This window comes from Ramlibacter sp. (assembly GCF_035554825.1).
Lineage (GTDB): Bacteria > Pseudomonadota > Gammaproteobacteria > Burkholderiales > Burkholderiaceae_C > Ramlibacter.
Genome location: NZ_DATMHS010000171.1, coordinates 22,488 through 44,250, shown reverse-complemented (window position 1 = coordinate 44,250; position 21,763 = coordinate 22,488). Strand labels below are relative to the sequence as shown.

The window sequence follows — 21,763 nt, the reverse complement described above, 5'->3', positions numbered from 1 at the left end:
GGAATAATGTCGCCCGCGTACAAATGTGAGGTACTCCTCAATATTGGAATCAACAAAACTACTTAAATCGGGGCGCACAGATGCAGTGGCCCAAGTCACTCGGACAACGCGTTCCTCGACCCGCTCCGTCGCGTTCTCATTGGCATCCAACAAAAGTCCGAGCGTTTGGATTATCTGGCGAGCTTGCCTTAGCGCGTGATCAATATCGCGCGGAGTGGCTTTCACGATTATGACTTCAGGGAATCAAGGAGTTCTTGAACGTCTGTGGGAAGATCGTCGACATTTATTTCGCCTGCCTTAATCCGCTGGAGTAGACGCTTCATTTGTTTGACTTCTTGGCTGACCACCTTTCTTACACGTTTAGTTCGTTCTTTGTAGGCGGCACGCATCTTCTGAATTTTCTGGTGACGTCGGATAAGTGAAGCATAGCTGATAGTTATCAGATGCGATGCCGCGGATTTCGTTGATCAGACCGTCCATGGTCGTGCCCACGCCGCAGACTCTCACCCACGCCTTCGCGCGTGTCATTGCGGTGAAAAGTACATTGCGTCGGCGCGCGACGTCGTAGCCGTCAAATCCGTACTCAGCGTGAGCCACGTACACCAAGGGAGCCTCGTTCCCCTTTGCACGATAAATTCCGCTCATGGCGATCGAGCCTTCAATGAAGACGGCATCTCTACTCGAGGTCACTCCAATGAGGTGACTGCGAATGCCGAACTCGGCTAATTCTGTGCTAATCGTCTGGGCGATCTTGGGCGCGTCCAACGAGTTGGGAATCACCACAAGAATGTCGCTGTGATCAAGTTCCTCATTATTTAGAATTCTCTGAATATCTTTTGCTATCCACTCCGCTTGCTCTGTTGCGGACTCAAAGCGTTTGCTCCGAACGGAACTCTCGGGAGACAGTACATCCTCAAAAAACGGTGCACTTCTATCAGGCCGTCGCTGTAAGCTGACGCTCTTGCCGAGCTCAAGTTTGCCTGCAGTTGCCTCGTAGCCTATTTCGCGCCAGAAGTCTGGATCTGGAAACATCTGGACAGGGGTGCCGTTAGCACGCTTAGTGCCCAATCCGACTCCGAGTGCAAGTGTCAATAGCCAAGAAGGATTTCGGTAGCAAATTGGTAGCAAGATATCTTGCTTTGGCTGACCTTCTACATTGTTGATTTGAACCAGCGGCTGGCCATCGACGTCTTTGCCGAAAAGCTCATCGATAGGGGGCATTGACGAATCGCCAAGATTCTGAAGCTCATCGTACGCCCATACGATTCGATGTGGGTTCTTGGTTACGAGGTAGACGAGTCTGAAGAACGACTCGGGAAAGTCTTGTGCCTCATCAATTAGCACATAATCCCACCTTTGTTTCAGCGCGATTTTGGAGGAGCAGAGTTCCGCGCAAACGCCGGAAAATGCCGCGCTGTAACCATACTTGTAGCGCGCTGTTCCGAAGGGAGTCGGTGAGTAGCCATTGTCCGTTGCAGCTACCGAATAGAAGCCGGCCTCAGAGGGGCTGCCCCAAGCATGCAGGATATGTAGGCGATCCCAATCTGGCTCGTCAGACATGTGCTCAAAGTAGAACCGGCGGATAAGTCCTTTGAACTGCTGGTAGAGAGAGCGCGTATTAAACGTCACCACGATCTCTGCTTCGGGGTCATTGGCGTGGAGGTAAGCTGCTTTCATCGCCAAGATGATTGTCTTGCCGCTCCCGGCTAGTCCGCGGATCCGCTGAGGTCCTTCTGGGGATTCAATCGCGGCGTTACGCTGCCATCTGTCTAGGTTTGCGATCTGCCCCTCCAGGTATTTAATGTTCGCGCCCATTGAGTTGGACTTTCGAACACCTAGCCGCTTTTTCTTCGGCCGCAGGGCGGCGGTCTTCTGAATTGCAGCGTTGAGGGGTGGAATGTAACGTTGTTTGAGCGGCGGCAACTCTGACAGAAACGCTACTAAGTTATCGGCGGAGATAACGCCAGCAACACCTTCGTCCTTGTATTCTGCGGGGGCCAACGTGATGACTTCGACTTTGAACGCGAGAGCCATCGTGTCGTCATCGATTAGCTCTTCATAGGCGACGAGTCGTGCGTTCACTTTTCGGCGAAGTTCCTTGTGACGCTGCCTCACGGCAGCCTCGACTTCCCCGGTGCTGGCCAACTCGAGCGCTTCCAGCGCCATGTCAAAAATTACCAAGCCATGTTCTCGACAAACGAGAAGCGCATCCGTAATGGAGGCTGAAGCGTCATCGCCGCCGAAAACCGGATATCCGACGTAGAGGCTGCCATCCCAGTCCTGCTGCTTAATTGCCGCGACGAGGCTCTCGACGGCTTGCGGATTTGTTTTCTTGCCGTAAACGATGTCAAGCATGGGAACGCCTCTACTATTTGCCCCAAGAATCCTTCATCCCCGCCACCCGATTGAACACGGGTTTCCCCTCGCGGTGATCGACCCGATCCGCCACGAAGTAGCCGTGCCGCTCGAACTGGAACTTGTCGTCGCCCTTCGCCGTCGCCAGTGAGGGCTCGACATACGCCGTCACCACCTTCAGCGAGTCCGGATTCAGTTCTTCCAGGAAATCCTTGTCGCCCGTATCCGGCTGCGGCACGGCGAACAGGCGGTCGTACAGGCGCACCTCCGCTTTCAGCGCGTCGGCGGCGGCGACCCAGGTGATGACGCCCTTGACCTTCACCTTGTCGCTGCCCGGCGTGCCGCTCTTGGTGTCGGGCACCAGCTCGGCGTGGACCACGGTGACGTTGCCCTTCGCGTCGCGCGTGGCGCCGGTGCAAGTCACCACGTGGCCGTATTTCAGGCGCACCTTGTTGCCGGGGTAGAGGCGGTTGTAGCCCTTGGGCGGCGCTTCCTCGTAGTCGGTGCGCTCGATCCACAGCTCGGCGCCGAAGTTGAATTCGCGCCGTCCCAGTTCCGGCAGGTGCGGATGCACGGGCGCCGAGCACGCGTCCAGCACGTCCTCGCCGCCCATCACCTCGCCCCAGTTGGTGATCACCAGCTTGACCGGGTCCAGCACGGCCATCGCGCGCGCCGCCTTCGGGTCGAGGTCGTCGCGCAGCGCCTGGTCCAGCGTCGAATAGTCGATCCAGCTGTCGCTCTTGGTGACGCCGATGCGTTCGGCGAACAGCTGGATGCTCTCGGGCGTGTAGCCGCGCCGGCGCATGCCGACGATGGTGGGCATGCGCGGGTCGTCCCAGCCGCTCACGTGCTTCTCGTCCACCAACTGCTTGAGCTTGCGCTTGCTGGTGATCACGTAGGTGAGGTTCAGCCGCGCGAACTCGTACTGGCGCGGATGCGGCTGGTTGGTCAGCCCGCCTTCGCCCAGCCGGTCCAGCAGCCAGTCGTAGAACGGCCGCTGGTCCTCGAATTCCAGCGTGCACAGGCTGTGGGTGATGTTCTCCAGCGCGTCCTCGATCGGGTGCGCATAGGTGTACATCGGGTAGATGCACCACTTGTCGCCGGTGTTGTGGTGCTCGGCGCGGCGGATGCGGTACAGGGCCGGGTCCCGCATGTTGATGTTGGGACTGGCCATGTCGATCCTGGCCCGCAGCACGGCGGCGCCGTCGGCCAGCTTGCCGTCGCGCATGTCGCGAAAGCGCTGCAGGTTCTCCTCGATCGAGCGGCTGCGGAAGGGGCTGTCGACGCCGGGCTTGCCGAAGTCGCCGCGGTTCACGCGCATCTCCTCGGCGCTCTGCTCGTCGACATAGGCCAGCCCCGCTTCGATCAGGTACTCGGCCGCGCGGTACATGAAGTCGAAGTAGTCGCTGGCCTGGTACAGGTGGCTGGAGCCGTTGGCGTCCCACGAGAAGCCGAGCCACTGCACCGCATCCAGGATCGAGTTGACGTACTCGACGTCTTCCTTCTCGGGGTTGGTGTCGTCGAAGCGCATGTGGCACACGCCGCCGTAGTCGCGCGCCAGCCCGAAGTTCAGGCAGATGCTCTTGGCGTGGCCCACGTGCAGGTAGCCGTTCGGCTCGGGCGGAAAGCGGGTGCGGATCTTCGCGGGATCGGGCGCGCCGGCCTGGTGATGGGCCGCGTCGCCGGGCGTGCCGCCCCAGCGGCGTTGCGCGTAGGTGCCTTGCTCCAGGTCGCGCTCGATCACCTGGCGCAGGAAGTTGCTTGGCTTCGGGAGTTCTTTTTCGGCTGGCACGGTCATATCCGGTCGATTTTAGGTGCCGCGCGCGGGGCGTGACTTCCATCACGGCCGTTACGTGTGGCAACGGGTTTGACTGTGCAAGCGGTATTGGGACGCAAGTCAGGTGCGTTTAATAAACGCATGGGGTCCACGCCCCCACACCAACAGGAGATGTCCATGAAGTTCAGTTCCGTTTCTGCCAAGGCCGCTGCCGTCGCCGCGCTGGCACTCGCGGCCGCCGGCTCGGCCACCGTCGCCCAGGCCCGCGACAACGTTTATTTCTCGATCGGCGCCAACGTGGCGCCCGGCGTCGCCGTCGGCGTCTCCAATGCGCCGCCGGTCTACTACCCGCCCGTCACGTACGTCCAGCCGGCGCCCGTGTACTACGAGCCCGCCCCGGTGTACGTGCGGCCGGCGCCGGTCTACTACGCGCGCCCGGTGTACGGCTACAGCTATGCCGCGCCGGTCTACTACGGCGGCCCGCGCCATCACCGGCACGGTGGCCACGGCCGGCACGAAGGCTGGCGCTAAGCCACGGGTTTTCGCAGCGCACGGAGTTTTCTCCAGGCTGGCCCCCCTCGCGCAAGCGACGGGGGCCTTTTTTTGCGCGGACAAAAAAAGGCCCCCAGGCTTTCGGCCTGGGGGCAACATGCTAGTCGCGGGACGGAGGGCCGGACCAGCTCACCCCGGAGGAGGAGGGGACTCAGAGGAGTCGGGGTGATTGGCTTGTAGTACACCTCCTCCTTCCCAACATCGCTGTAGGACAAGGCCCACACCATCTGCCGGACGAGGCCGCGTGGCTGGAAGCCCTTGAACGGTGGTCGGTGTTGGCCGCGCAGCGGCCGGGTCAGGAGCCTTCGAGCTGCCGCTGCAAGCGCTCGCGCTCGCGGCGGACCAGCCGTTCGCGCACGCCGGCGCCGGCGCCCAGGAAGAAGACGGCGATGCCGTGGAAGGCCAGGCCGAGGCCCCAGCCGAGCACGGGGTAGATCGTCCAGGTGTAGCCGAAGACGAAGGCGAGGACGGTGAGGAAGAGGTTGACCACCAGGTAGATGGCGGCGTGCAGGTACCAGCCGAGTTTGGCGCCGGCGCGCTTGTGCGCGAGGCGTTCGAGATCTTCGGGGCTCAGTGGTCGCATGCCGGAACCTGCAGGTACGCATTCATTGTAGGCCGCGGCGCGGCCGCTGGCGAAAACCTCGCCGCTGACAGTGGCTGAGCCGCCACGCGCCGCCCCGTGGGGTGCTCACATCGCCTTGAACAGGTGGGCATAGAGCCGGCTCACCGGCAGCCGTTCCGGCCGGCCGCGCAGCGCCAGGTGCAGCTTGCCGGCCTCGTCGCGGGTGACGCTCTCGATGGCGTTCGCGCGCGCGACGGTGCCCCGATGCACCTGCCAGAACCGGCCCGGATCGAGCTGCGGCACCAGCTCCTTGAGCGGGGTGCGGATCAGGTATTCATGGGCGGCGGTGAGCACCCGCACGTACTTGTCGGCCGCCTCGAAGTAAAGCACCTCGTCCAGCGGCACCATGCGGATGCTGTTACCTACGCTCACCTGCAGGACCTCGAGCGCCTCTTGCCGGGGCGCGCCGCCGTCCAGCGCGCCGAGCAGGTTGCGCAGCTGGGTCAGCGTCGGCTCGAGCCCGGCGGCGGCCGGTGGCCGGCGCCCGAGCACCTCCTTGACCTTGGCCACGGTCCTGGCCAGCCGCGCCGGCTGCACCGGCTTGAGCACGTAATCCACGGCTTGCGCCTCGAAGGCCTGCACCGCGTAGCTGTCGTAGGCCGTGACGAACACCAGCGCTGGAAACGGGCGGTCGGCAGGCCATTCGTCGGCCACCTGCGCGGCGGCGTCCAGCCCGCTTTGGCCGGGCATGCGGACGTCGAAGAACAGCACGTCTGGCCGCAGCGCGAGCGCTTGCTGCGCCGCGGCGCTGCCGTCGCCGACGTTCGCCACGATCGCCAGTTCCGGCCACGCGCGGGCCAGTTCCGCCTGCAGGGCCCGCGCCAGCAGCGGTTCGTCTTCGGCGATGAGTGCGGTGGGCCGGTTCATGTGAGCAGCGGCAGCCGCAGCGTGGCGGTCGCACCGGTGCCGGGCACGGCGGTGAACTCGGCATCCGCGGCATGGCCGTACAGGGTTGCCAGGCGTTCCCGCACCTGCGCCAGTCCGAAGCCCTTGCCACCGGCGGGCGTCCCGGCCTGGCCCAGGCCGGTGTCGTGCACCCGCAGCACCAGCTGGTCGCCGTCGCGCTCGGCGCTCACCAGGACGTGGCCGCCCTCCACCTTCGGCTCCAGGCCGTGCTTGATGCTGTTTTCCACCAGCGGCTGCAGCAGCAGCGTCGGTACCCGGTGCAGCGCCAGCTCGCGCGGCAGCAGCAGCTCGTACTGCAGGCGCGGACCCATGCGGATCCGCATCAGCTCCAGGTAGTCCTGCAGCCGGTCGAACTCGGACTGCAGCGGATGCGAAGGGGCGCGCGAGGCGTCGAGCGTGGCACGCAGGTAGCCGATCATGTGATCGAGCATGCGCTGGGCGCGCACCGGATCGGCGCCGATCAGGGCCCGCAGGTTGGCCAGCGTGTTGAACAGCATGTGCGGCTCGAGCTGCGTCTCCAGCAGCTTCAGCCGCGCATCGTCGGCGTGGCGGCGCGCCTCGGCCATCTTGCGCTCCAGATAGGCGCTCCTGGTCTGCGCGTAGAAGTAGAAGCTGGCGACGATGCCGGCCAGCACCGTGATCAGGATCGTGGTGCGCCAGTGGCCGGCGCCCGGCGCGGCATGTCCCGCCGGCAGCCAGCCGTACAGCACGCCGATCCGGGTCGCGATGAACGTGCCGAGCAGGAATCCGGCCACGTTGGCGCCCATCACCAGCGCGATCGCCGCCAAGCCCTTGGGCCAGCCGGTCTCGGCCGCCGACGGCAGAAGGTGGCGCCCGAAATCGATCACCGCCCACACGGTGGCGCCGATGCAGATCGAATAGACCACGCTGGGGGCGTACGGCTGCTCGGGCTGGAACGCGGACTGGATGGTCGCGATCGCCAGGCAGAACGCCATCACCTGCAGGAAGTTCTGCAGCTTGGCGGTCCAGTCGATGCGGCCCCGCCAGGGGGCGCCGAGCGGATGGACGGCGCTCACGAGCCGTTGCGCCGCTGCAGCTGTTCGCGCTCGCGCTGCACCAGGTGTTCGCGCAGCGCGCCGCCGGTGCCGAGCATGAACACGGCCACGCCGTGCATCGCCAGACCCAGGCCCCATCCCAGCAGCGGGAACACCGACCACGGCCGATGGCCGAAGCCGTAGCGCGAGATGGCGAAGATGAACAGGTTCACCAGCACGTAGACCAGCGCGTGCACGTACCACCCGAGCTTGGCGCCGGCGCGGCGGTGCGCGATGCGTTCGATTTCCTCGGAAGACAGATGCGGGGTCATGGTGCGGATGATTCTAGGTGGCAGGTGCGGCGGAAGGAAGGTGTCGCTGGTCCTGGGCGCTACCGCGAATCCACCAGCTCATCTTGGCGGCGACGCGGCGACGGCCAGCGTTCAAGATCGGTCCAGCTCGGTCAGGAGACCAGGGCGCGCGCGCCCGTGCCGGACGGGCCCAGGGCAAGCCGCGCCAGCTGCACGGTGCGGCCGAGGAAGATGCCGCTGCAGCCGCCGTACAGCGCGGCCACCGCCACCACGAAGGCGGCGTCGGCGCCCAGCTGCGGCCGGATCGCGAGGCTCGCGGCCACGGCGTAGCGGACCGCGAAGATGCCGAGCATCAGCAGCATCGGCAGCCAGCTGCCGGGAATGACGAAGCGGCGCGATGCGACCAGGTACCTGGCCGCCGACGGGCGCAGCTGCTGGCTGGCGATCGCGGCGCCCGCCGCGGCCGTCCAGGCGAGCAGCACCGGGGGCGAGGCGCCGAAGGCGGACAGCGTGCCCCACAGCGAGAACGCGGTCAGCCCCAGCGGCAGGGCGAGGGCTCGCGCCGCGGTGATGGTGCGTTGCCGGCGCTGGATGATGCCGAGCACCAGCAGCGCGACGAGCAGGGCCCAGACCCAGAGCGGCGTGCGCGCCACGATCTGCGGCAGCGCGAGGGCGACGGCGGCGCCCGCGGCGCCGGGCCGGCCCAGCCCCAGCCACTCGGCCCACAGCAGGTGTCCCAGGAAGCGCGATGGCAACAAGGCGAACAGCCCGGCGACGATGCAGGCGCCGAAGTACAGGCGCTGCATGATCCAGCGGTGGCGGGCGATGTCGTGCCTTGCGAGTGCGCGGAAGGCTCCGGCCAGCGACAGCAGCGTCACCGGAACCAGCAGGTGGACGGGAGTGAGTCCGGCGCTGTGGGGCCACGCGGGATCGCGGATGAACAAGGCGCTGGCGGCCGTGACGATCATCAGCGTCACCCAGGCATGACCGAAGGCGCGGTGCAGCCGCGGCCGCTGCGGAGTGCGGCGGGCCCACAGCGCCACCGGACCGGTGGCGAGGGCGCCGATGGCGGCGGCCATGTGGATGGCGATGAGCGGCGTGAGTTGCATGAATTTGCTCCGATGGGGCGAGCGGCTCACTGTCGCGGCGCAACGGCGGCGCCGCAGCAGCGCCGAGACGAAACGACCGGATCGGGGAGCGAAGCGCACGGCCGATGGCGCGAAACGCGGCCCGCTTTACCTCGGCGAAATGAATGCGGAAGGGCTCATTCCTACAATCGCTTACATGAACAAGCTCTCGTGGAAAGCCGGCGCGGCGGCGCTTGCCGTGCTGGCGGCGGCGGCCGGCGGCGGCTGGTGGTGGTGGCAGGGCCGAGCCCCCGAGGCGAGCTACCGCACCGGCAGGATCGAACGCGGTCCGCTCCAGGCCACGGTGTCGGCCTCGGGCGCGGTCAATCCGGTGACGCAGGTGGTGGTGGGCTCCCAGGTGTCCGGGCAGATCAAGGAGCTGTACGCCGACTTCAACGCCGAGGTGAAGGCCGGCCAGCTGATCGCGCTGATCGATCCCGAGACCTTCGAGTACCGGGTGCGTCAGGCGCAGGCCGACGTCGAAGCGGCGCAGGCGGCGGTGCTGACGGCCCAGGCCAACGCGGCGGCCGGCCGCGCCGCGGTGTCCAGGGCCCGGGTCGACCTCACCGAAGCCAGGCGCGACTTCGACCGCAAGGCGATGCTGGTGGACAAGCAGTTCATCGCCCGCAGCGAGGCCGACAAGGCCCGGGCGCTGGTCGACACGATGACCGAGGCGGTGAAGGCGGCCGAGGCGCAGCAGGGCGTGACCGAGGCGCAGATCAAGACCGCCCAGGCCAACGTCCGGCAGCGCCAGGCGGCGCTGGCGCAGGCGCGGGTGGACCTGGGCCGGACCCGCATCACCTCGCCGGTGAACGGGATCGTGATCAAGCGGGCGATCGAGCGCGGCCAGACCGTGGCGGCCAGCCTGCAGGCGCCCGAGCTGTTCGTGATCGCGCAGAACCTGCAGGACATGGAGGTGGACGCCAGCATCGACGAGAGCGACGTCGGCCGCATCCGCAGCGGCCAGCGCGCGACCTTCACGGTCGACGCGTTCCCCGGCCAGACCTTCGACGGCGAGGTGCGCCAGGTGCGCAAGGCCGCGCAGAACGTCGCCAACGTCGTGACCTACGTCGCGGTGATCGGCTTCGCGAACACGGCCGGCCGGCTCCTGCCCGGCATGACCGCGAACGTGCGGGTCGTGACCGACGCGCGCGAGAGCGTGCTGAAGGTACCGAACGCCGCGCTGCGGGTGCGGATCGCCGGCGTGGAGCCGGCCGCCGCTGGCGCTTCCGGGCCGGCCGCCGGCAAGGGCGCGCCGGCCGCGCCGCCGGCCTCGGGCCCGGCCACCGGGGACGCCGGCGGCTGGCACTGGATGCCGCAGGCGGTCGCGCAGCCGGCAGCGGGCGGGCCACCGCAGTCCGAGCCTCGACCGAAGCAAGCGCAGTCGGACCCTGCGGCGCGCGCTCCGGGCAACCCGGCGGCCGAATTCCGCGCGCGCCTGCAGGCCGAGTTGAAGCTCACGCCGTCGCAGCTGGAGCAGGTCGATGCGATCTACGCCGACGTGCGGCCGAAGTTCATGCAACTGCGCGAGCTGCCGGCCGAAGAGCGGGCCAAGGCGCGCGAGCGCATCTCGGCCGAGGTGCGCGCGCGCATCGGCGGCCTGCTCACGCCCGAACAGAAGCCGCCGTATGCGGCGATCCTGGCCGAGAGCGCGGGCCGCACGGTGACCCGGGGCCGCCTCTACCTGCTGGGCGAGGACAACCGGCCGCGCGCCTTCAACGTGCGCCTGGGCATCACCGACGGCACCAGCACCGAGCTGATCGTGGCGCCGAACGCGCCCGACGCGGCCGACCTCAAGGAAGGCGCCGCCGTGATCACCGGCGTCACCGCGCCGGGCGCCGCGGCGCCGGCGCGCGCGCCTTCGGGTCCGCGGATGCCGTTCTGAGCGCCGGCCCATGGCCCTCATCGAAGCGCGCGACCTCACCAAGGTCTACGTCATGGGCGACCAGACGGTGCACGCCTTGCGCGGCGTGTCGGTCGACGTCGCGGCCGGCGAGTTCGTGGCGATCATGGGCTCGTCGGGCTCCGGCAAGTCGACGCTGATGAATATCCTGGGCTGCCTGGACCTGCCCACCGGCGGCACCTACCACCTCGCGGGCGAGGCGGTGGAAGGCATGGGCCAGAACCAGCTGGCGGCGATTCGCAACCGGCGCATCGGCTTCGTGTTCCAGCAGTTCAACCTGCTGCCGCGCACCAGCGCCGTGGAGAACGTCGAACTGCCGATGATCTATTCGGGCGTGAAGGCCGCGGCCCGGCGGGAGCGCGCGCTGGCCGCGCTGCGCCGGGTCGGGCTCGGCGAGCGCAGCAACCACACGCCCTCGGAGCTGTCCGGCGGACAGCAGCAGCGCGTCGCGATCGCCCGGGCGCTGGTCAACGATCCGCAGCTGATCCTGGCCGACGAGCCGACCGGCGCGCTGGACACGCAGACCTCCGAGGACATCATGCGGCTGCTGACGGCGCTGAACGACCAGGGCATGACGGTGGTGATCGTGACCCACGAGCACGACATCGCGCAGTGGGCCCGGCGCAAGATCGTGTTCCGCGACGGCGCTATCGTCGAGGACAGCGGCGCCCGCCAGGGGGCCGCCGCATGAACACGCTCGCCGCCCTGCGCTCCGCGTTGCGAGCGCTGGCCGCCAACAAGCTGCGCAGCGTGCTGACCATGCTGGGCATCATCATCGGCGTGGCCGCGGTCATCACGATGATCGCGGTCGGCCGCGGCGCCACTTCGCGCGTGCAGGAGCAGATGAAGGGCCTGGGCTCCAACATCATGCTGGTGCTGCCGGGCGGGGTCACGGCCGGCGGCGTGCGCCTGGGCGCGCAGACCGGGCAGATGCTGACCGAGGACGACGCGGCGGCGATCGCCCGCGAGATCCCCGAAGTCCAGGTGGCGGCGCCGAACCTGCGCACCGGCGCGCAGGTGGTGGTCGGCAACACCAACTGGGGCACGTCGATCTTCGGCACGACCAACGACTACCTCGAGGCGCGCGAGTGGCCGCTGGCCGACGGCCGGCTGTTCGAGGCCGCGGAGCTGCAAGGTTCGGCCAAGGTGGCGATCGTCGGCCAGACCGTCGCCCAGCAGCTGTTCGGCGACGCCGACCCGCTGGACCAGGTGATCCGCGTCAAGAAGGTGCCGGTGACGATCGTCGGCGTGCTGGAAAAGAAGGGCCAGAACTCGATGGGCCAGGACCAGGACGACATCGTGATCGTGCCGATCAGCACCTATCGCAACCGGATCCAGGGCGGCACGGCGGGCAAGCTCAAACGCATCGGCTCGATCAGCGTCAAGGTGCGCGAGGGGCAGAGCATGAAGGACGCGGAGGAGGGCATCAAGGAGCTGCTGCGCCAGCGCTTCAAGGTGCAGCCCGGCGCCGACGATCCGTTCTCGATCCGCAACCTGACCGAGATCCTGCAGGCGCAGGAGGCTTCCAGCCGGGTGATGACCATGCTGCTCGCCGCGGTGGCCGGGATCAGCTTGGGTGTGGGCGGGATCGGCATCATGAACATCATGCTGGTGAGCGTGACCGAGCGCACCCGCGAGATCGGCCTGCGCATGGCCGTTGGCGCGCGCGGGCGCGACATCCTCGCCCAGTTCCTGATCGAGGCCATCACGCTCAGCCTGATTGGCGGCGCGATCGGGGTGGTGTTCGGAGCGGCCGCGACCTGGGCGGTGGGCGCCTTCGCCGGCTGGCAGGTCAGCATCAGCGCCGGCGCGATCGGACTGGCGGCCGGCTTCTCGGCCTTCGTCGGCGTGTTCTTCGGCTTCTATCCGGCACGCCGCGCCTCGAAGCTGCTGCCGATCCAGGCCTTGCGCTACGAGTGATCGCGGTCTGCCGGCTTGCCGCCGGCGCCTGCCGGGCGCGACATCTCTTGCAACAGCGGGCCCCGCGGGCGCGGCGCCTCTGGTATACCGGCGCGCTCCACATCCACCGGAGCTGCGGCATGGCGCTCGTGTTCGAACGCGTGGTCACCGAAGGGCTCGGGGACCTGAGCTACCTGATCGGCGACGATTCCCGAGGCATCGCGGCCGTCATCGATCCGCGCGCCGATGTCGAGGTGTACCTGCAGCTCGCGCGGCGGCACCAGGTTGCCATCACGCACATCCTGCAGACCCACGTGCACGAGGACTTCCTGAGCGGCGCCCTGGAACTGGCGGCGCGTGTCGGCAACGCAAAGGTCTGCAGCAGCGCGGTGGACGCGGCGCCGTACGGCTACCCGCACGAGCCGCTGCGCGACGGCGACCGCCTCGAATTCGGCGCCACGGTGCTGACCGCGCGCCACACGCCGGGCCACACGCCCGAGCACATGGCTTTTCTGGTGGCCGAGTCCGGCAAGGAGCAGTCGCCGTACGCGGTGTTCTCGGGCGGATCGCTGTTGATCAACGCCGCCGGCCGCACCGACCTGCTCGGCCCCGAGCGGGCGCGCGAACTCACGGCCACCCAGTACCGCACGCTCCACGACTTCTTCCTGCGGCTGGACGACGGCGTGATCGTCCATCCCACCCATGCCCACGGCTCGCCCTGCGGGGCCTCGATCGGCGACCGCCTAGCCAGCACCGTCGGCTACGAGCGGCGCTTCAATCCCTACCTGCAATGCCGCGACGAGGCGGCGTTCAGCCGGCTGGCCCTCGGCCAGCTGCCGCCCAAGCCTTCGTACTATCCGCGCCTGAAGGAGAGCAACACCCAGGGGCCGCCGGTGCTGGGCGGGCTGCCGGTGGTGCCGCCCCTGCCGCCGCAGGCGTTCCAGGCGCGCCTGCGGCAGGGCGACGCGATCGTGCTGGACACGCGGCACATGCTGGCGTTCGGCGGCGGCCACATCGAGGGGGCGCTGAACATCGGCGGGTCGGCGCAGCTGCCGATCTGGGCCGGCTGGATGCTGGACGCCGGGCAGCCGCTGCTGCTGGTGCTGGAGAGCGACGGCGCGCTGGGCGAAGTGGTCGCGCTGCTGCTGCGCACCGGCTTCACGCGCTTCGCCGGCTATCTGGTGGGCGGCATGGGCCGGTGGGACAACGCGGGGTTCGGGCTGGCCACCACGAAGCAGGTGACGGCCGCGCAGATCCACGACCGGCCCGGCGCCTTCACCCTGCTGGACGTGCGCGCACCGTCCGAATGGGAGGCGGGCCGGCTGCCGGGCGCGCGCCACGTCTACCTGCCGGAGCTGCCGGCGCGGGCCGGGGAGCTCCCGCACGGCAAGCCGGTCGTCGTGTACTGCGACACCGGCTATCGGGCCTCGATCGGCGCCAGCGTGCTGCAGCGCGCCGGCCTCGCCGACGTGGCGACGATGCCCGGCAGCATGCAGGCGTGGAAGCGCGCGGGCTATCCCCTGGAAGAGGCGCCCGCCTGAGGGTCAGTGCTTGTCGAGGTGGCCCTTGTCCAGGTCGCGGTCGTCGCGCTGCGCTTCCTTCATGTTGCCGACCTTTTCCTGGACCTTGCCCTTGACGTCGCGGGCCTCGCCGCGCGCGCGCAGCGAGCTGTCGCCGGTCATCTTGCCGACTTCCTTTTTCACCTTGCCGGTGGCCTGGTTGGCCAGGCCCTTGACCTGCTGCTTGTTCATGACGCTGACTCCTGTGGTGCGGGAGAAATTCCCATGCACCCAAGGTAGCGCCATCGCCAACTGAGCCAAGCCCCCAAGCGCGCATCGCGGCGTGGGCTGCGTCCTACGCGGCGGCGCGCGACGTGTTGCGAGGCGGCGGATGGCCCGGCCGGGCCAGGGCCCGGTCAGGGGAGCCCAGCGATAATCCAGCCTCTTTCAAGGAGCGTGTGTGGATCTCGTACTGCTGGTGAAGGCCGCCGTCATGGGCGTCGTCGAGGGGCTGACCGAGTTCCTTCCGATCTCGAGCACCGGCCACCTGATCCTGGCCGGCTCCTTGCTGGGCTTCGACGACGAGAAGGCCAAGGTGTTCGACATCGCGATCCAGACCGGCGCCATCCTGGCCGTGATCATCGTCTACTGGGCCAAGATCCGCGCCACGCTGGTCGCGCTGCCGACGCAGCGGCAGGCCCAGCGCTTCGCCCTGAACGTGCTGATCGCGTTCCTGCCCGCCGTGGTGCTGGGACTGCTGTTCGGCAAGGCCATCAAGGCCCACCTGTTCACGCCGGCGGTGGTGGCCAGCACCTTCATCATCGGCGCATTCATCATCATCTGGGCCGAGCGGCGGCCGCGCGAGACGGTGCGCATCCACGACGTGGACGCGATGACGTGGCAGGACGCGCTGAAGGTGGGGCTGGTGCAGTGCTTCGCGATGATTCCCGGCACCAGTCGCAGCGGCGCGACGATCATCGGCGGCATGTTGCTGGGCCTGTCGCGCCAGGCCGCGACCGACTTTTCCTTCTACCTGGCGATCCCCACGCTGATCGGCGCCGGCGCGTACAGCCTGTACAAGGAGCGCGCGCTGCTGTCGATGGCGGACCTGCCGCTGTTCCTGGTCGGGCTGTTCTTTTCCTTCGTCAGCGCGTGGCTGTGCGTGCGCTGGCTGCTGCGCTACATCTCCACCCACAGCTTCACGCCCTTCGCGTGGTACCGGATCGTGTTCGGGCTGATCGTGCTGGCGACCTGGTTCACCGGCTGGGTGACCTGGGCCGAGTGATCAGCGCCGGCCGGCAGCCGTCGCGCGCAGGCGCTCGGCGCGCCCCAGCGGCCGCCACCGGCCTTCGGGTTGCGCCAGCCGCAGGGCCAGGATGCGCTGCACGTGCGGATGCGAGACCATGCCCAGGTGGCTGGCCGAGACCTCGATGCTTTCCGAATTGGCGCTGCGCTGCTCGACGCAGCCGCGCCACGAGACAATCCCGTCGCTGCGGCTGTAGATCGACGTCGTGGGCACCGGCGGCCGCTGCGCGAGCCGCGCCTGCAGCTGCGGCGTCAGGTGGGTGCCGTCCGGATGGAGCAGCCGGAACAGGCCGCTCGCATGGTTGCCGCTGCCCAGCGACTGCGACGGGGTCGCCAGGGTGACCACCTGCCGCACCGCCCGCGGGCAGGCCTTGGCCAGCTCCCGGGCATAGAGCCCGCCCAGGCTCCAGCCGACCAGGCTGACCTGACGCCCGTGCGCCTGGTGCACCTGCAGCAGCCGCTGCGCGAGCGGCACCAGCCAGTCGTGCAGCCGGCCGACCGGGCCGGTGTTGATGCCGCCTTCCCAGTCCAGCGCCGTGAAGCCGCAGTCCTTCAGGAAGGTGCGCAGGGAGGAGGTTGTCAAGGCGCCCGCGCCGAGGCCCGGATAGACGATCACCGGGTGGCCGTCACCCACCGGCAGCGGTTCGCGGACGTGGCAGGCGAAGCCGTCGAAGAGCGCCCGCAGGGGCTCGACGGCCAGCAGCGAGAGCGGCGGGGCGGGGAAGGTCGAACGCAACGCGGTGGCGATAGGCATGGCAGCCAATGTGCAGGCAGGCGCGGCCCGGCGCTGTGGGCGCGGCGGGCATCGGCCTGTAGGACGCTGCCCAGCCGCGCTGCCGTTCGCGGCCGTCAGTAGAACCACGCAGGCCGCGCGCCGTCAGGCGAGCGAACGCAGCGTCGCCTCGATCGCCGCCGCCGTGGCCAGCGGCTTTTCCATCGGATAGAGGTGGCTGCCATCGAGCATCGCCATGCGCCCGCGCGTGACCTGCTGGGTCATCGCCAGTCCCACCTGGCGATTCTCTTCCGACTGCAGGCCGCCGATGAACGCCACCGGGCAGCGCAGCGGGTGCCGCCGCAGCAGCCCTTCGAGGTTGTCCGGCAGCGTGTTGTAGATCATCGTCTCCACGTCGCGGTCGAAGCTGAGGACGCGCTCGCCGTCTTCCTCGTGCGTGCCGTGGCTCGCGTAATCCTGCAGCACCTGCTGGTCCCAGTGGGCGAACGCCTTCTTGTGGCGGAAATGCTCGAAGGCGGCCTCCACCGACGGCCAGCGGTTCTTGCGGCGCCGGCTCACCCGTCCGGGCGTGATCGAGCCGGCCAGGGGCGTGCGCTTGATGGCGCCGAACGCGGTGGCCTTCCAGCCGCCGAGCAAGGGCGAATCGAGCAGCAGCACCGCCCGCGCCAGCTTGGGATGGCGCGCCGCGCACATGATGCTGAGGAAGCCGCCCAGCGAGTGGCCGACCAGGAACGCCGGCGAACCGTGCTTGTCGACTTCGCGTGCGGCGAAGTCGTGCAGTTGCTGCACCAGGTGGTCCCAGTTGTTGGTGACCGGGTACCTGGGGTCGTGCCCGAACTTGTCGACGGCGCGCACGGTGAAGCCGCGGGCCCGCAGGTGCCTGAACAGCACCGCGTACGTCGAGGCGGGAAAGCTGTTGGCGTGCGAGAAGACGATCAGCGACATGCGCGTATTGTCGCGCTGGCCGGCGCGTTGTCACCGCCGCCTTCCGCGGGCGGGGTCAGATCAGGCGCTCGTCCGGCCGGGTGATCTTCTTGAGCGGCTTGCTGCGGCTCGCCGGGACCTTGAGCGGCACTTCGGTGTGGGCCTCGTCCCAGACCGGATCCTCCAGGCTATCGAACACCTCGCGCAGCTTCTGGCCCCAGCTGCTGTGCAGCATGCGGTAGTACGGGTTCTGCATGTCGATGGAGACGATCTTGTCGGTCTCGAAGCGGTTGGCCTCGTAGACGACGAGATCCAGCGGCGGCCCGACCGACAGGTTGGACTTCATCGTCGAGTCCATCGACACCAGCGCGCACTTGGCGGCTTCGTCCAGCGGCGTGTCGGGCGTGATCACCCGGTCGAGCACCGGCTTGCCGTACTTGAACTCGCCGACCTGGAAGTAGGGCGTCTCCGGCGTCGCTTCGATGAAGTTGCCGGCCGAATAGACCTGGAACAGGCGCATGCCTTCGCCGCGGATCTGGCCGCCGAAGACGAGGCCGACGTTGAACTCGACGCCCGAGTGCTGCAGCGCCTCGGCATCGCGCTCGTACACGTGGCGCACCGCGTTGCCCAGGACCCGGGCCGCGTCGAACATGCTCTTGGCATTCCAGATCGTCACGGCCTCGGCGTCGGGGCGCTCCTGCAGCTGCTCCACCTGCAGGATCTCGCGCACCGACTGCGCGATGCTGAGGTTGCCGGCGGACAGCAGCACCATGAAGCGGTCGCCGGGCCGCTCGTACACGATCATCTTGCGGAAGGTGCTGATGTTGTCCACGCCCGCGTCGGTGCGCGAGTCGCTGAGGAACACCAGCCCCGCGTTGAGCTTGATGCCGACGCAGTAGGTCATGGGGTCACTTTGCTAGCAGTTTCTTGAGCCGGTACACCGCGTCCAGCGCCTCGCGCGGGCTCAGCGCGTCGGGGTCGAGCGCCGCCAGGGCGGCCTCGGCCGCGCTGGGCGCCGGCGCTTCGGCGGCCGGGGGCGGTGCGAACAAGTCTACCTGCTCGCGACTCAGCGTTTGCTGCGTCTCCAGCGCCTGCAGCGCCTGGCGCGCGTGGTTGACGACGGCCGCCGGCATGCCGGCCAGCCGCGCCACCTGGATGCCGTAGCTGCGGCTGGCCGGCCCCGGCTGGATCTCGTGCAGGAACACGATGTCGGCGCCGGATTCGGCGGCGCTGACGTGCGTGTTGACGGCGCCGTGGTGCCTGGCCGGGAACTCGGTCAGCTCGAAGTAGTGCGTGGCGAACAGTGTGAACGCCTTGGTCTTGTCGTGCAGGTGGGCCGCGATTCCGGAGGCCAGCGCCAGCCCGTCGAAGGTCGACGTGCCGCGGCCGATCTCGTCCATCAGCACCAGCGAGTTCGCGGTGGCGCCGTGCAGGATCTGCGCGGCCTCGGTCATCTCCAGCATGAAGGTCGACTGCGCGTTGGCCAGGTCGTCGGCCGCGCCGATGCGGGTGTGGATGGCGTCGATCGGCCCGAGCCGGCAGGCCTGCGCCGGCACGTACGAGCCCATCGAGGCCAGCAGCACGATCAGCGCCACCTGCCGCATGTAGGTCGACTTGCCGCCCATGTTGGGGCCGGTGATGACCTGCATCCGCTGCTTCGGGCCGAGACGCGTGTCGTTGGCGATGAAACTGCCGCCGCTGGTTTCGGCCAGCCGGCTCTCCACCACGGGGTGGCGCCCCTGGGTGATCTCGATGCCGGGCTCGCGCATGAACTGCGGGCAGCACCAGCCCAGCGTGAGCGAGCGTTCCGCCAGCGCGCACAGCACGTCCAGCGCGGCGAGGGCGCGCGCCAGCCGCGTCAGGGCCGGCACATGCTGCTGCAGCTGGTCGAGCAGCTGCTCGTACAGCCATTTCTCGCGCGCGAGCGCCCGCTCCTGCGCCGAGAGCGCCTTGTCCTCGAAGGCCTTGAGCTCCGGCGTGATGAAGCGCTCGGCGTTCTTCAGCGTCTGGCGGCGGCGATAGTCGCCCGGCACCTTGTCCAGCTGGCCTTGGGTCACCTCGATGTAGAAGCCGTGGACCTTGTTGAACTGCACGCGCAGGTTGGCGATGCCGGTGCGCGCCTTCTCGCGCGTCTCCAGGTCCAGCAGGAAGCCGTCGCAGTTGTCCTGGATCGCGCGCAGCTCGTCGAGCTCGGCGTCGTGGCCGGTGGCGATCACCCCGCCGTCGCGCACCAGGGCCGCGGGCTCTTCCATGATCGCGCGGGCCAGCGCCTCGCCGCAGCCCGGCGGCGGCGCCAGGCTGGCGCGGATCTCGGCCAGCAGGCCGCCCGGGCCGGTGGCCGCGGCGGCGAGCTGGGCGGCGCGGTCCAGCGATTGCCGCAGGCCCACCAGTTCGCGCGGGCGTACCTGGCGCAGCGCCGTGCGCGCGGTGATCCGCTCGACGTCGCTGCAGCCCTTGAGCGCGGCGCGCAGCCGCTGCCATGCGCCTTCGCGCAGGAAGCCGATCGCCTCCAGCCGCTGCTGCGCCTGGGTGCGTTCGCGCCTGGGTTCCAGCAGCCAGCACTTGAGCAGGCGGCTGCCCATGCCGGTCATGCAGGAGTCCAGCAGCGAGAACAGGGTCGGCGCCTCCTCGCCGCGCAGCGTCTGCACCAGTTCGAGGTTGCGCCGGGTCGTCACCGGCAGCTCGATCAGTTCGTCGTCGCGCTGCACCTGCAGGCTCTGCACGTGCGACAGGGCGCGGCCCTGGGTGTGCTCGGCGTAGCTGAGCAGGGCGGCTGCGGCCGCGTGCGCGCAGACCAGCTCCTCGGCGCCCCAGGCGGCGAGGGTGGCGCTGTTCAACTGCTCCAGCAGCTTGCGCAGGCCCAGCCCCGCCTCGAACTGCCATTGCGGCCGCTGCGCCAGCGACATCGGCGCGGCCGAGCGCAGCGCCCGCAGCCGCTGCTCGAACGAGGGCGTCACGTCGGCGCTGAACAGCAGCTCGCTCGGGCCGATCCGCGCGACCCAGGCTTCCAGTTCGTCGCCGGCGCACTCGGCGAGTTGGAGCGCGCCCTGGGTGAGGCTGAGCCAGGCGAGGCCCAGCCGGTGCCGCGAGCCCTGGTGCACGGCCAGCAGGATCGCTTCGCTCTTGTCGTTGAGCAGCGCGCTGTCGGTGAGCGTGCCGGGGGTCACCACGCGCACCACCTTGCGCTCCACCGGCCCCTTGGCGGTGGCGACGTCGCCGACCTGCTCGCAGATCGCGACCGACTCGCCCTGCTTGATCAGGCGGGCCAGGTAGCTTTCGACGGAATGGAAGGGCACGCCGGCCATGATCACCGGCTCGCCGGCGGAGTTGCCGCGCCGCGTGAGCGTGATGTCCAGCAGGCGCGCCGCCTTTTCCGCGTCGCTGTAGAACAGCTCGTAGAAATCGCCCATGCGGTAGAAGACGAGCGTGTCCGGATGCTCCGCCTTGATGGCCAGGTACTGGGCCATCATGGGGGTGTGTTTCTGGGCGTCCGGGGCCCCGTCGGCGGGCCCCGCGGCCCCCGGGATGTCCTTGGGAATCAACGTTCTACCTGTTTCCACTGGGGTTGTGCCGCGCGCAGCGGCGAGCGGGGCCGCGGTTCGGCCCCGCGCCGAGTCTACCGAGGCCGGGCCCGACCCAGCCGGCGAGCGCGGGGATGCTCAAGGTTGTCCGAGCGGGATCGTGCCCGCCTGCTCGTCGAGCCCGAGGCTGGCGATCAGCTCGCCCAGGTCCCGCTCGAGCCGCGCCAGGGTTCGCGCGTCCATCGCGGCGACCGCCGCCGGCAGGACCCCCGAGAACGGCGTGGGCGCCTTGCGCAGCACGCGCTCGCCGGCCGCCAGCACATGGAGCTGGACCATCCGCCGGTCGCTGGCGCTGCGCCTGACCGTCACCAGCTTGCGTTCGACCAGGGCCCGCAGCAGGTTGCTTGCCGTCGACTGGTGCACGTCCATCGCGGCGGCCAGGTCGTTGACGCCGATGCCGGGGGCGTCGCGGATCACGCTCAGCGCCCACACCTGCGCGCCGGCCAGGCCGGCCTTCTTCTCCACGTCGCGGAAATGCGTCTTCACGGCATTGAACACGACGCGGAACTGCCGCAGCACATGGGTGGCCGTGGCCTTGCGCCTGGCCGCGGCGCTGGCAGCGCGCGCGCCGGTGGCCGTCGCGGCCTTCTTGGGGGCGGGCATGCGCAAATGATATCGGCCGCGGTCGCCGCGCCCCGGGGGCGCGCTCGCTCAGCGCGGTCCCAGGATCTCCGGCAGCGCCGCGTCGGGCGCGCCGGTGCGGGCCTGGACCTCGCCCTTCGCATTGCGCCAGACGATGCCCGGCGTGCCGGCCAGGCCCAGGGCCGCCATCAGCTGGCGGTTGGCATCGAGCTGGGCGCGCAGCGTCGGCGGGATGCCGGGCAGCGGCTGCAGGCTGCCGCCCTGCAGGGGTTGCGGACGGCCCGAACCGATGGTCTGCCGGGCCTCGCCCAGCTGCCCGCGCTCGTAGGCGGCCAGCGCCGCCGCGGGATCGGCGGCGGCCAGCAGCGCCGCGGCCTTGCCGGGACTGGTGGGCGCGAGGATGCCGACCATCACGTGCCGCAGCAGCACCTTGCCGCCGTCGACCCAGGGCCGGGCGTCGGACCAGAACTTGGTGCAATAAGGGCAGTTCGGATCGGTGAAGACATAGACGACGCGCGCCGCCCCGGCATCGCCGTCGGCGATCCAGCGGCTCGCCTCGAGCTGGCGCCAGGTCTGCGCCGCGCGGGCGCCGGTCTGCGGCGCTGCCCGGAGCAGGGCCGGCGCGCCCACCATCACGGCGGCGATGGTGGCGACGACGGCGCGGCGCGCGGCGATGGCGGAAGGGTTCATGG

21 protein-coding genes are annotated in these 21,763 nt (G+C 68.8%); 6 read left to right on the top strand and 15 right to left on the bottom strand.

Translation table 11 applies throughout. The features are described from left to right. The 3 genes from VNT59_RS20695 to VNT59_RS20685 all read right to left on the bottom strand — a co-directional run. Window positions 1–225, bottom strand: a 225-nt coding sequence (locus VNT59_RS20695; protein ID WP_325501661.1) for a hypothetical protein, incomplete at its 3' end; no start/stop codon positions are given. Between the two features lie 135 nt (window positions 226–360). Beyond that, entirely contained in the window at window positions 361–2,355 is a 1,995-nt protein-coding gene (locus VNT59_RS20690) for a DEAD/DEAH box helicase (protein ID WP_325501659.1), read from the bottom strand. A gap of 13 nt (window positions 2,356–2,368) precedes the next feature. Continuing rightward, a complete protein-coding gene (locus VNT59_RS20685; protein WP_325501657.1) occupies window positions 2,369–4,153 on the bottom strand; it encodes a glutamine--tRNA ligase/YqeY domain fusion protein in 1,785 nt (594 codons plus the stop codon). Between the two features lie 156 nt (window positions 4,154–4,309). Here VNT59_RS20685 and VNT59_RS20680 point away from each other — a divergent pair, with 156 nt between their 5' ends. Beyond that, on the top strand, window positions 4,310–4,663 hold the full coding sequence (locus VNT59_RS20680) for a hypothetical protein (RefSeq protein ID WP_325501655.1): 354 nt from the start codon (window positions 4,310–4,312) through the stop codon (window positions 4,661–4,663). A gap of 316 nt (window positions 4,664–4,979) precedes the next feature. Here VNT59_RS20680 and VNT59_RS20675 read toward each other — a convergent pair whose 3' ends face one another. The 5 genes from VNT59_RS20675 to VNT59_RS20655 form a co-directional block, all read right to left on the bottom strand. Next, window positions 4,980–5,267: a 2TM domain-containing protein gene (locus VNT59_RS20675; protein ID WP_325501653.1), complete on the bottom strand. Its 288-nt coding sequence runs from the start codon at window positions 5,265–5,267 to the stop codon at window positions 4,980–4,982. A gap of 105 nt (window positions 5,268–5,372) precedes the next feature. Further along, window positions 5,373–6,173, bottom strand: a complete 801-nt coding sequence (locus tag VNT59_RS20670; protein WP_325501651.1) for a LytTR family DNA-binding domain-containing protein — start codon at window positions 6,171–6,173, stop codon at window positions 5,373–5,375. Next, window positions 6,170–7,249 carry a sensor histidine kinase gene (locus VNT59_RS20665; protein WP_325501649.1) on the bottom strand — a complete coding sequence of 360 codons (1,080 nt, stop codon included), beginning with the start codon at window positions 7,247–7,249 and terminating at the stop codon, window positions 6,170–6,172. Before VNT59_RS20665 ends, VNT59_RS20670 begins: the two co-directional genes overlap by 4 nt. Then, window positions 7,246–7,539, bottom strand: a complete 294-nt coding sequence (locus VNT59_RS20660) for a 2TM domain-containing protein (RefSeq protein ID WP_325501647.1) — start codon at window positions 7,537–7,539, stop codon at window positions 7,246–7,248. Before VNT59_RS20660 ends, VNT59_RS20665 begins: the two co-directional genes overlap by 4 nt. Window positions 7,540–7,670: 131 nt before the next feature. Then, window positions 7,671–8,627: a DUF6622 family protein gene (locus VNT59_RS20655; protein WP_325501645.1), complete on the bottom strand. Its 957-nt coding sequence runs from the start codon at window positions 8,625–8,627 to the stop codon at window positions 7,671–7,673. Window positions 8,628–8,802: 175 nt separating this feature from the next. Here VNT59_RS20655 and VNT59_RS20650 point away from each other — a divergent pair, with 175 nt between their 5' ends. The 4 genes from VNT59_RS20650 to VNT59_RS20635 all read left to right on the top strand — a co-directional run bounded on the left by VNT59_RS20650 (window position 8,803) and on the right by VNT59_RS20635 (window position 13,988). Continuing rightward, on the top strand, window positions 8,803–10,530 hold the full coding sequence (locus tag VNT59_RS20650; protein WP_325501643.1) for an efflux RND transporter periplasmic adaptor subunit: 1,728 nt from the start codon (window positions 8,803–8,805) through the stop codon (window positions 10,528–10,530). Between the two features lie 10 nt (window positions 10,531–10,540). Next, window positions 10,541–11,239 (top strand): ABC transporter ATP-binding protein, encoded by a 699-nt coding sequence (locus tag VNT59_RS20645; protein ID WP_325501641.1) that lies wholly within the window; start codon window positions 10,541–10,543, stop codon window positions 11,237–11,239. After that, window positions 11,236–12,468: an ABC transporter permease gene (locus VNT59_RS20640; RefSeq protein ID WP_325501639.1), complete on the top strand. Its 1,233-nt coding sequence runs from the start codon at window positions 11,236–11,238 to the stop codon at window positions 12,466–12,468. The genes VNT59_RS20645 and VNT59_RS20640 overlap by 4 nt, the downstream gene beginning before the upstream one ends. A 119-nt stretch (window positions 12,469–12,587) precedes the next feature. After that, the gene (locus VNT59_RS20635; protein WP_325501638.1) at window positions 12,588–13,988 is read left to right on the top strand and encodes an MBL fold metallo-hydrolase; all 1,401 of its coding nucleotides are present in this window, start codon (window positions 12,588–12,590) and stop codon (window positions 13,986–13,988) included. Window positions 13,989–13,991: 3 nt separating this feature from the next. Here VNT59_RS20635 and VNT59_RS20630 read toward each other — a convergent pair whose 3' ends face one another. Further along, window positions 13,992–14,198 carry a CsbD family protein gene (locus tag VNT59_RS20630; protein WP_325501636.1) on the bottom strand — a complete coding sequence of 69 codons (207 nt, stop codon included), beginning with the start codon at window positions 14,196–14,198 and terminating at the stop codon, window positions 13,992–13,994. A 208-nt stretch (window positions 14,199–14,406) separates the two neighbouring features. Between VNT59_RS20630 and VNT59_RS20625 the strand changes: the two genes are divergently transcribed. Further along, entirely contained in the window at window positions 14,407–15,231 is an 825-nt protein-coding gene (locus tag VNT59_RS20625; RefSeq protein ID WP_325501634.1) for an undecaprenyl-diphosphate phosphatase, read from the top strand. Here VNT59_RS20625 and VNT59_RS20620 read toward each other — a convergent pair whose 3' ends face one another. From VNT59_RS20620 to dsbG, 6 genes are all read right to left on the bottom strand, one after another. After that, entirely contained in the window at window positions 15,232–16,005 is a 774-nt protein-coding gene (locus VNT59_RS20620; RefSeq protein WP_325501632.1) for an alpha/beta hydrolase, read from the bottom strand. 123 nt (window positions 16,006–16,128) lie between these two features. Then, on the bottom strand, window positions 16,129–16,929 hold the full coding sequence (locus tag VNT59_RS20615; protein ID WP_325501630.1) for an alpha/beta hydrolase: 801 nt from the start codon (window positions 16,927–16,929) through the stop codon (window positions 16,129–16,131). Between the two features lie 55 nt (window positions 16,930–16,984). Next, a complete protein-coding gene (locus tag VNT59_RS20610; protein ID WP_325501628.1) occupies window positions 16,985–17,812 on the bottom strand; it encodes a proteasome-type protease in 828 nt (275 codons plus the stop codon). 4 nt (window positions 17,813–17,816) lie between these two features. Next, a complete protein-coding gene (mutS, locus tag VNT59_RS20605) occupies window positions 17,817–20,378 on the bottom strand; it encodes a DNA mismatch repair protein MutS (RefSeq protein WP_325501626.1) in 2,562 nt (853 codons plus the stop codon). A gap of 189 nt (window positions 20,379–20,567) precedes the next feature. After that, entirely contained in the window at window positions 20,568–21,092 is a 525-nt protein-coding gene (locus VNT59_RS20600; protein WP_325501624.1) for a MarR family winged helix-turn-helix transcriptional regulator, read from the bottom strand. A 48-nt stretch (window positions 21,093–21,140) separates the two neighbouring features. Further along, on the bottom strand, window positions 21,141–21,761 hold the full coding sequence (dsbG, locus tag VNT59_RS20595; RefSeq protein ID WP_325501622.1) for a thiol:disulfide interchange protein DsbG: 621 nt from the start codon (window positions 21,759–21,761) through the stop codon (window positions 21,141–21,143). Between the last annotated feature and the right edge of the window lie 2 nt (window positions 21,762–21,763).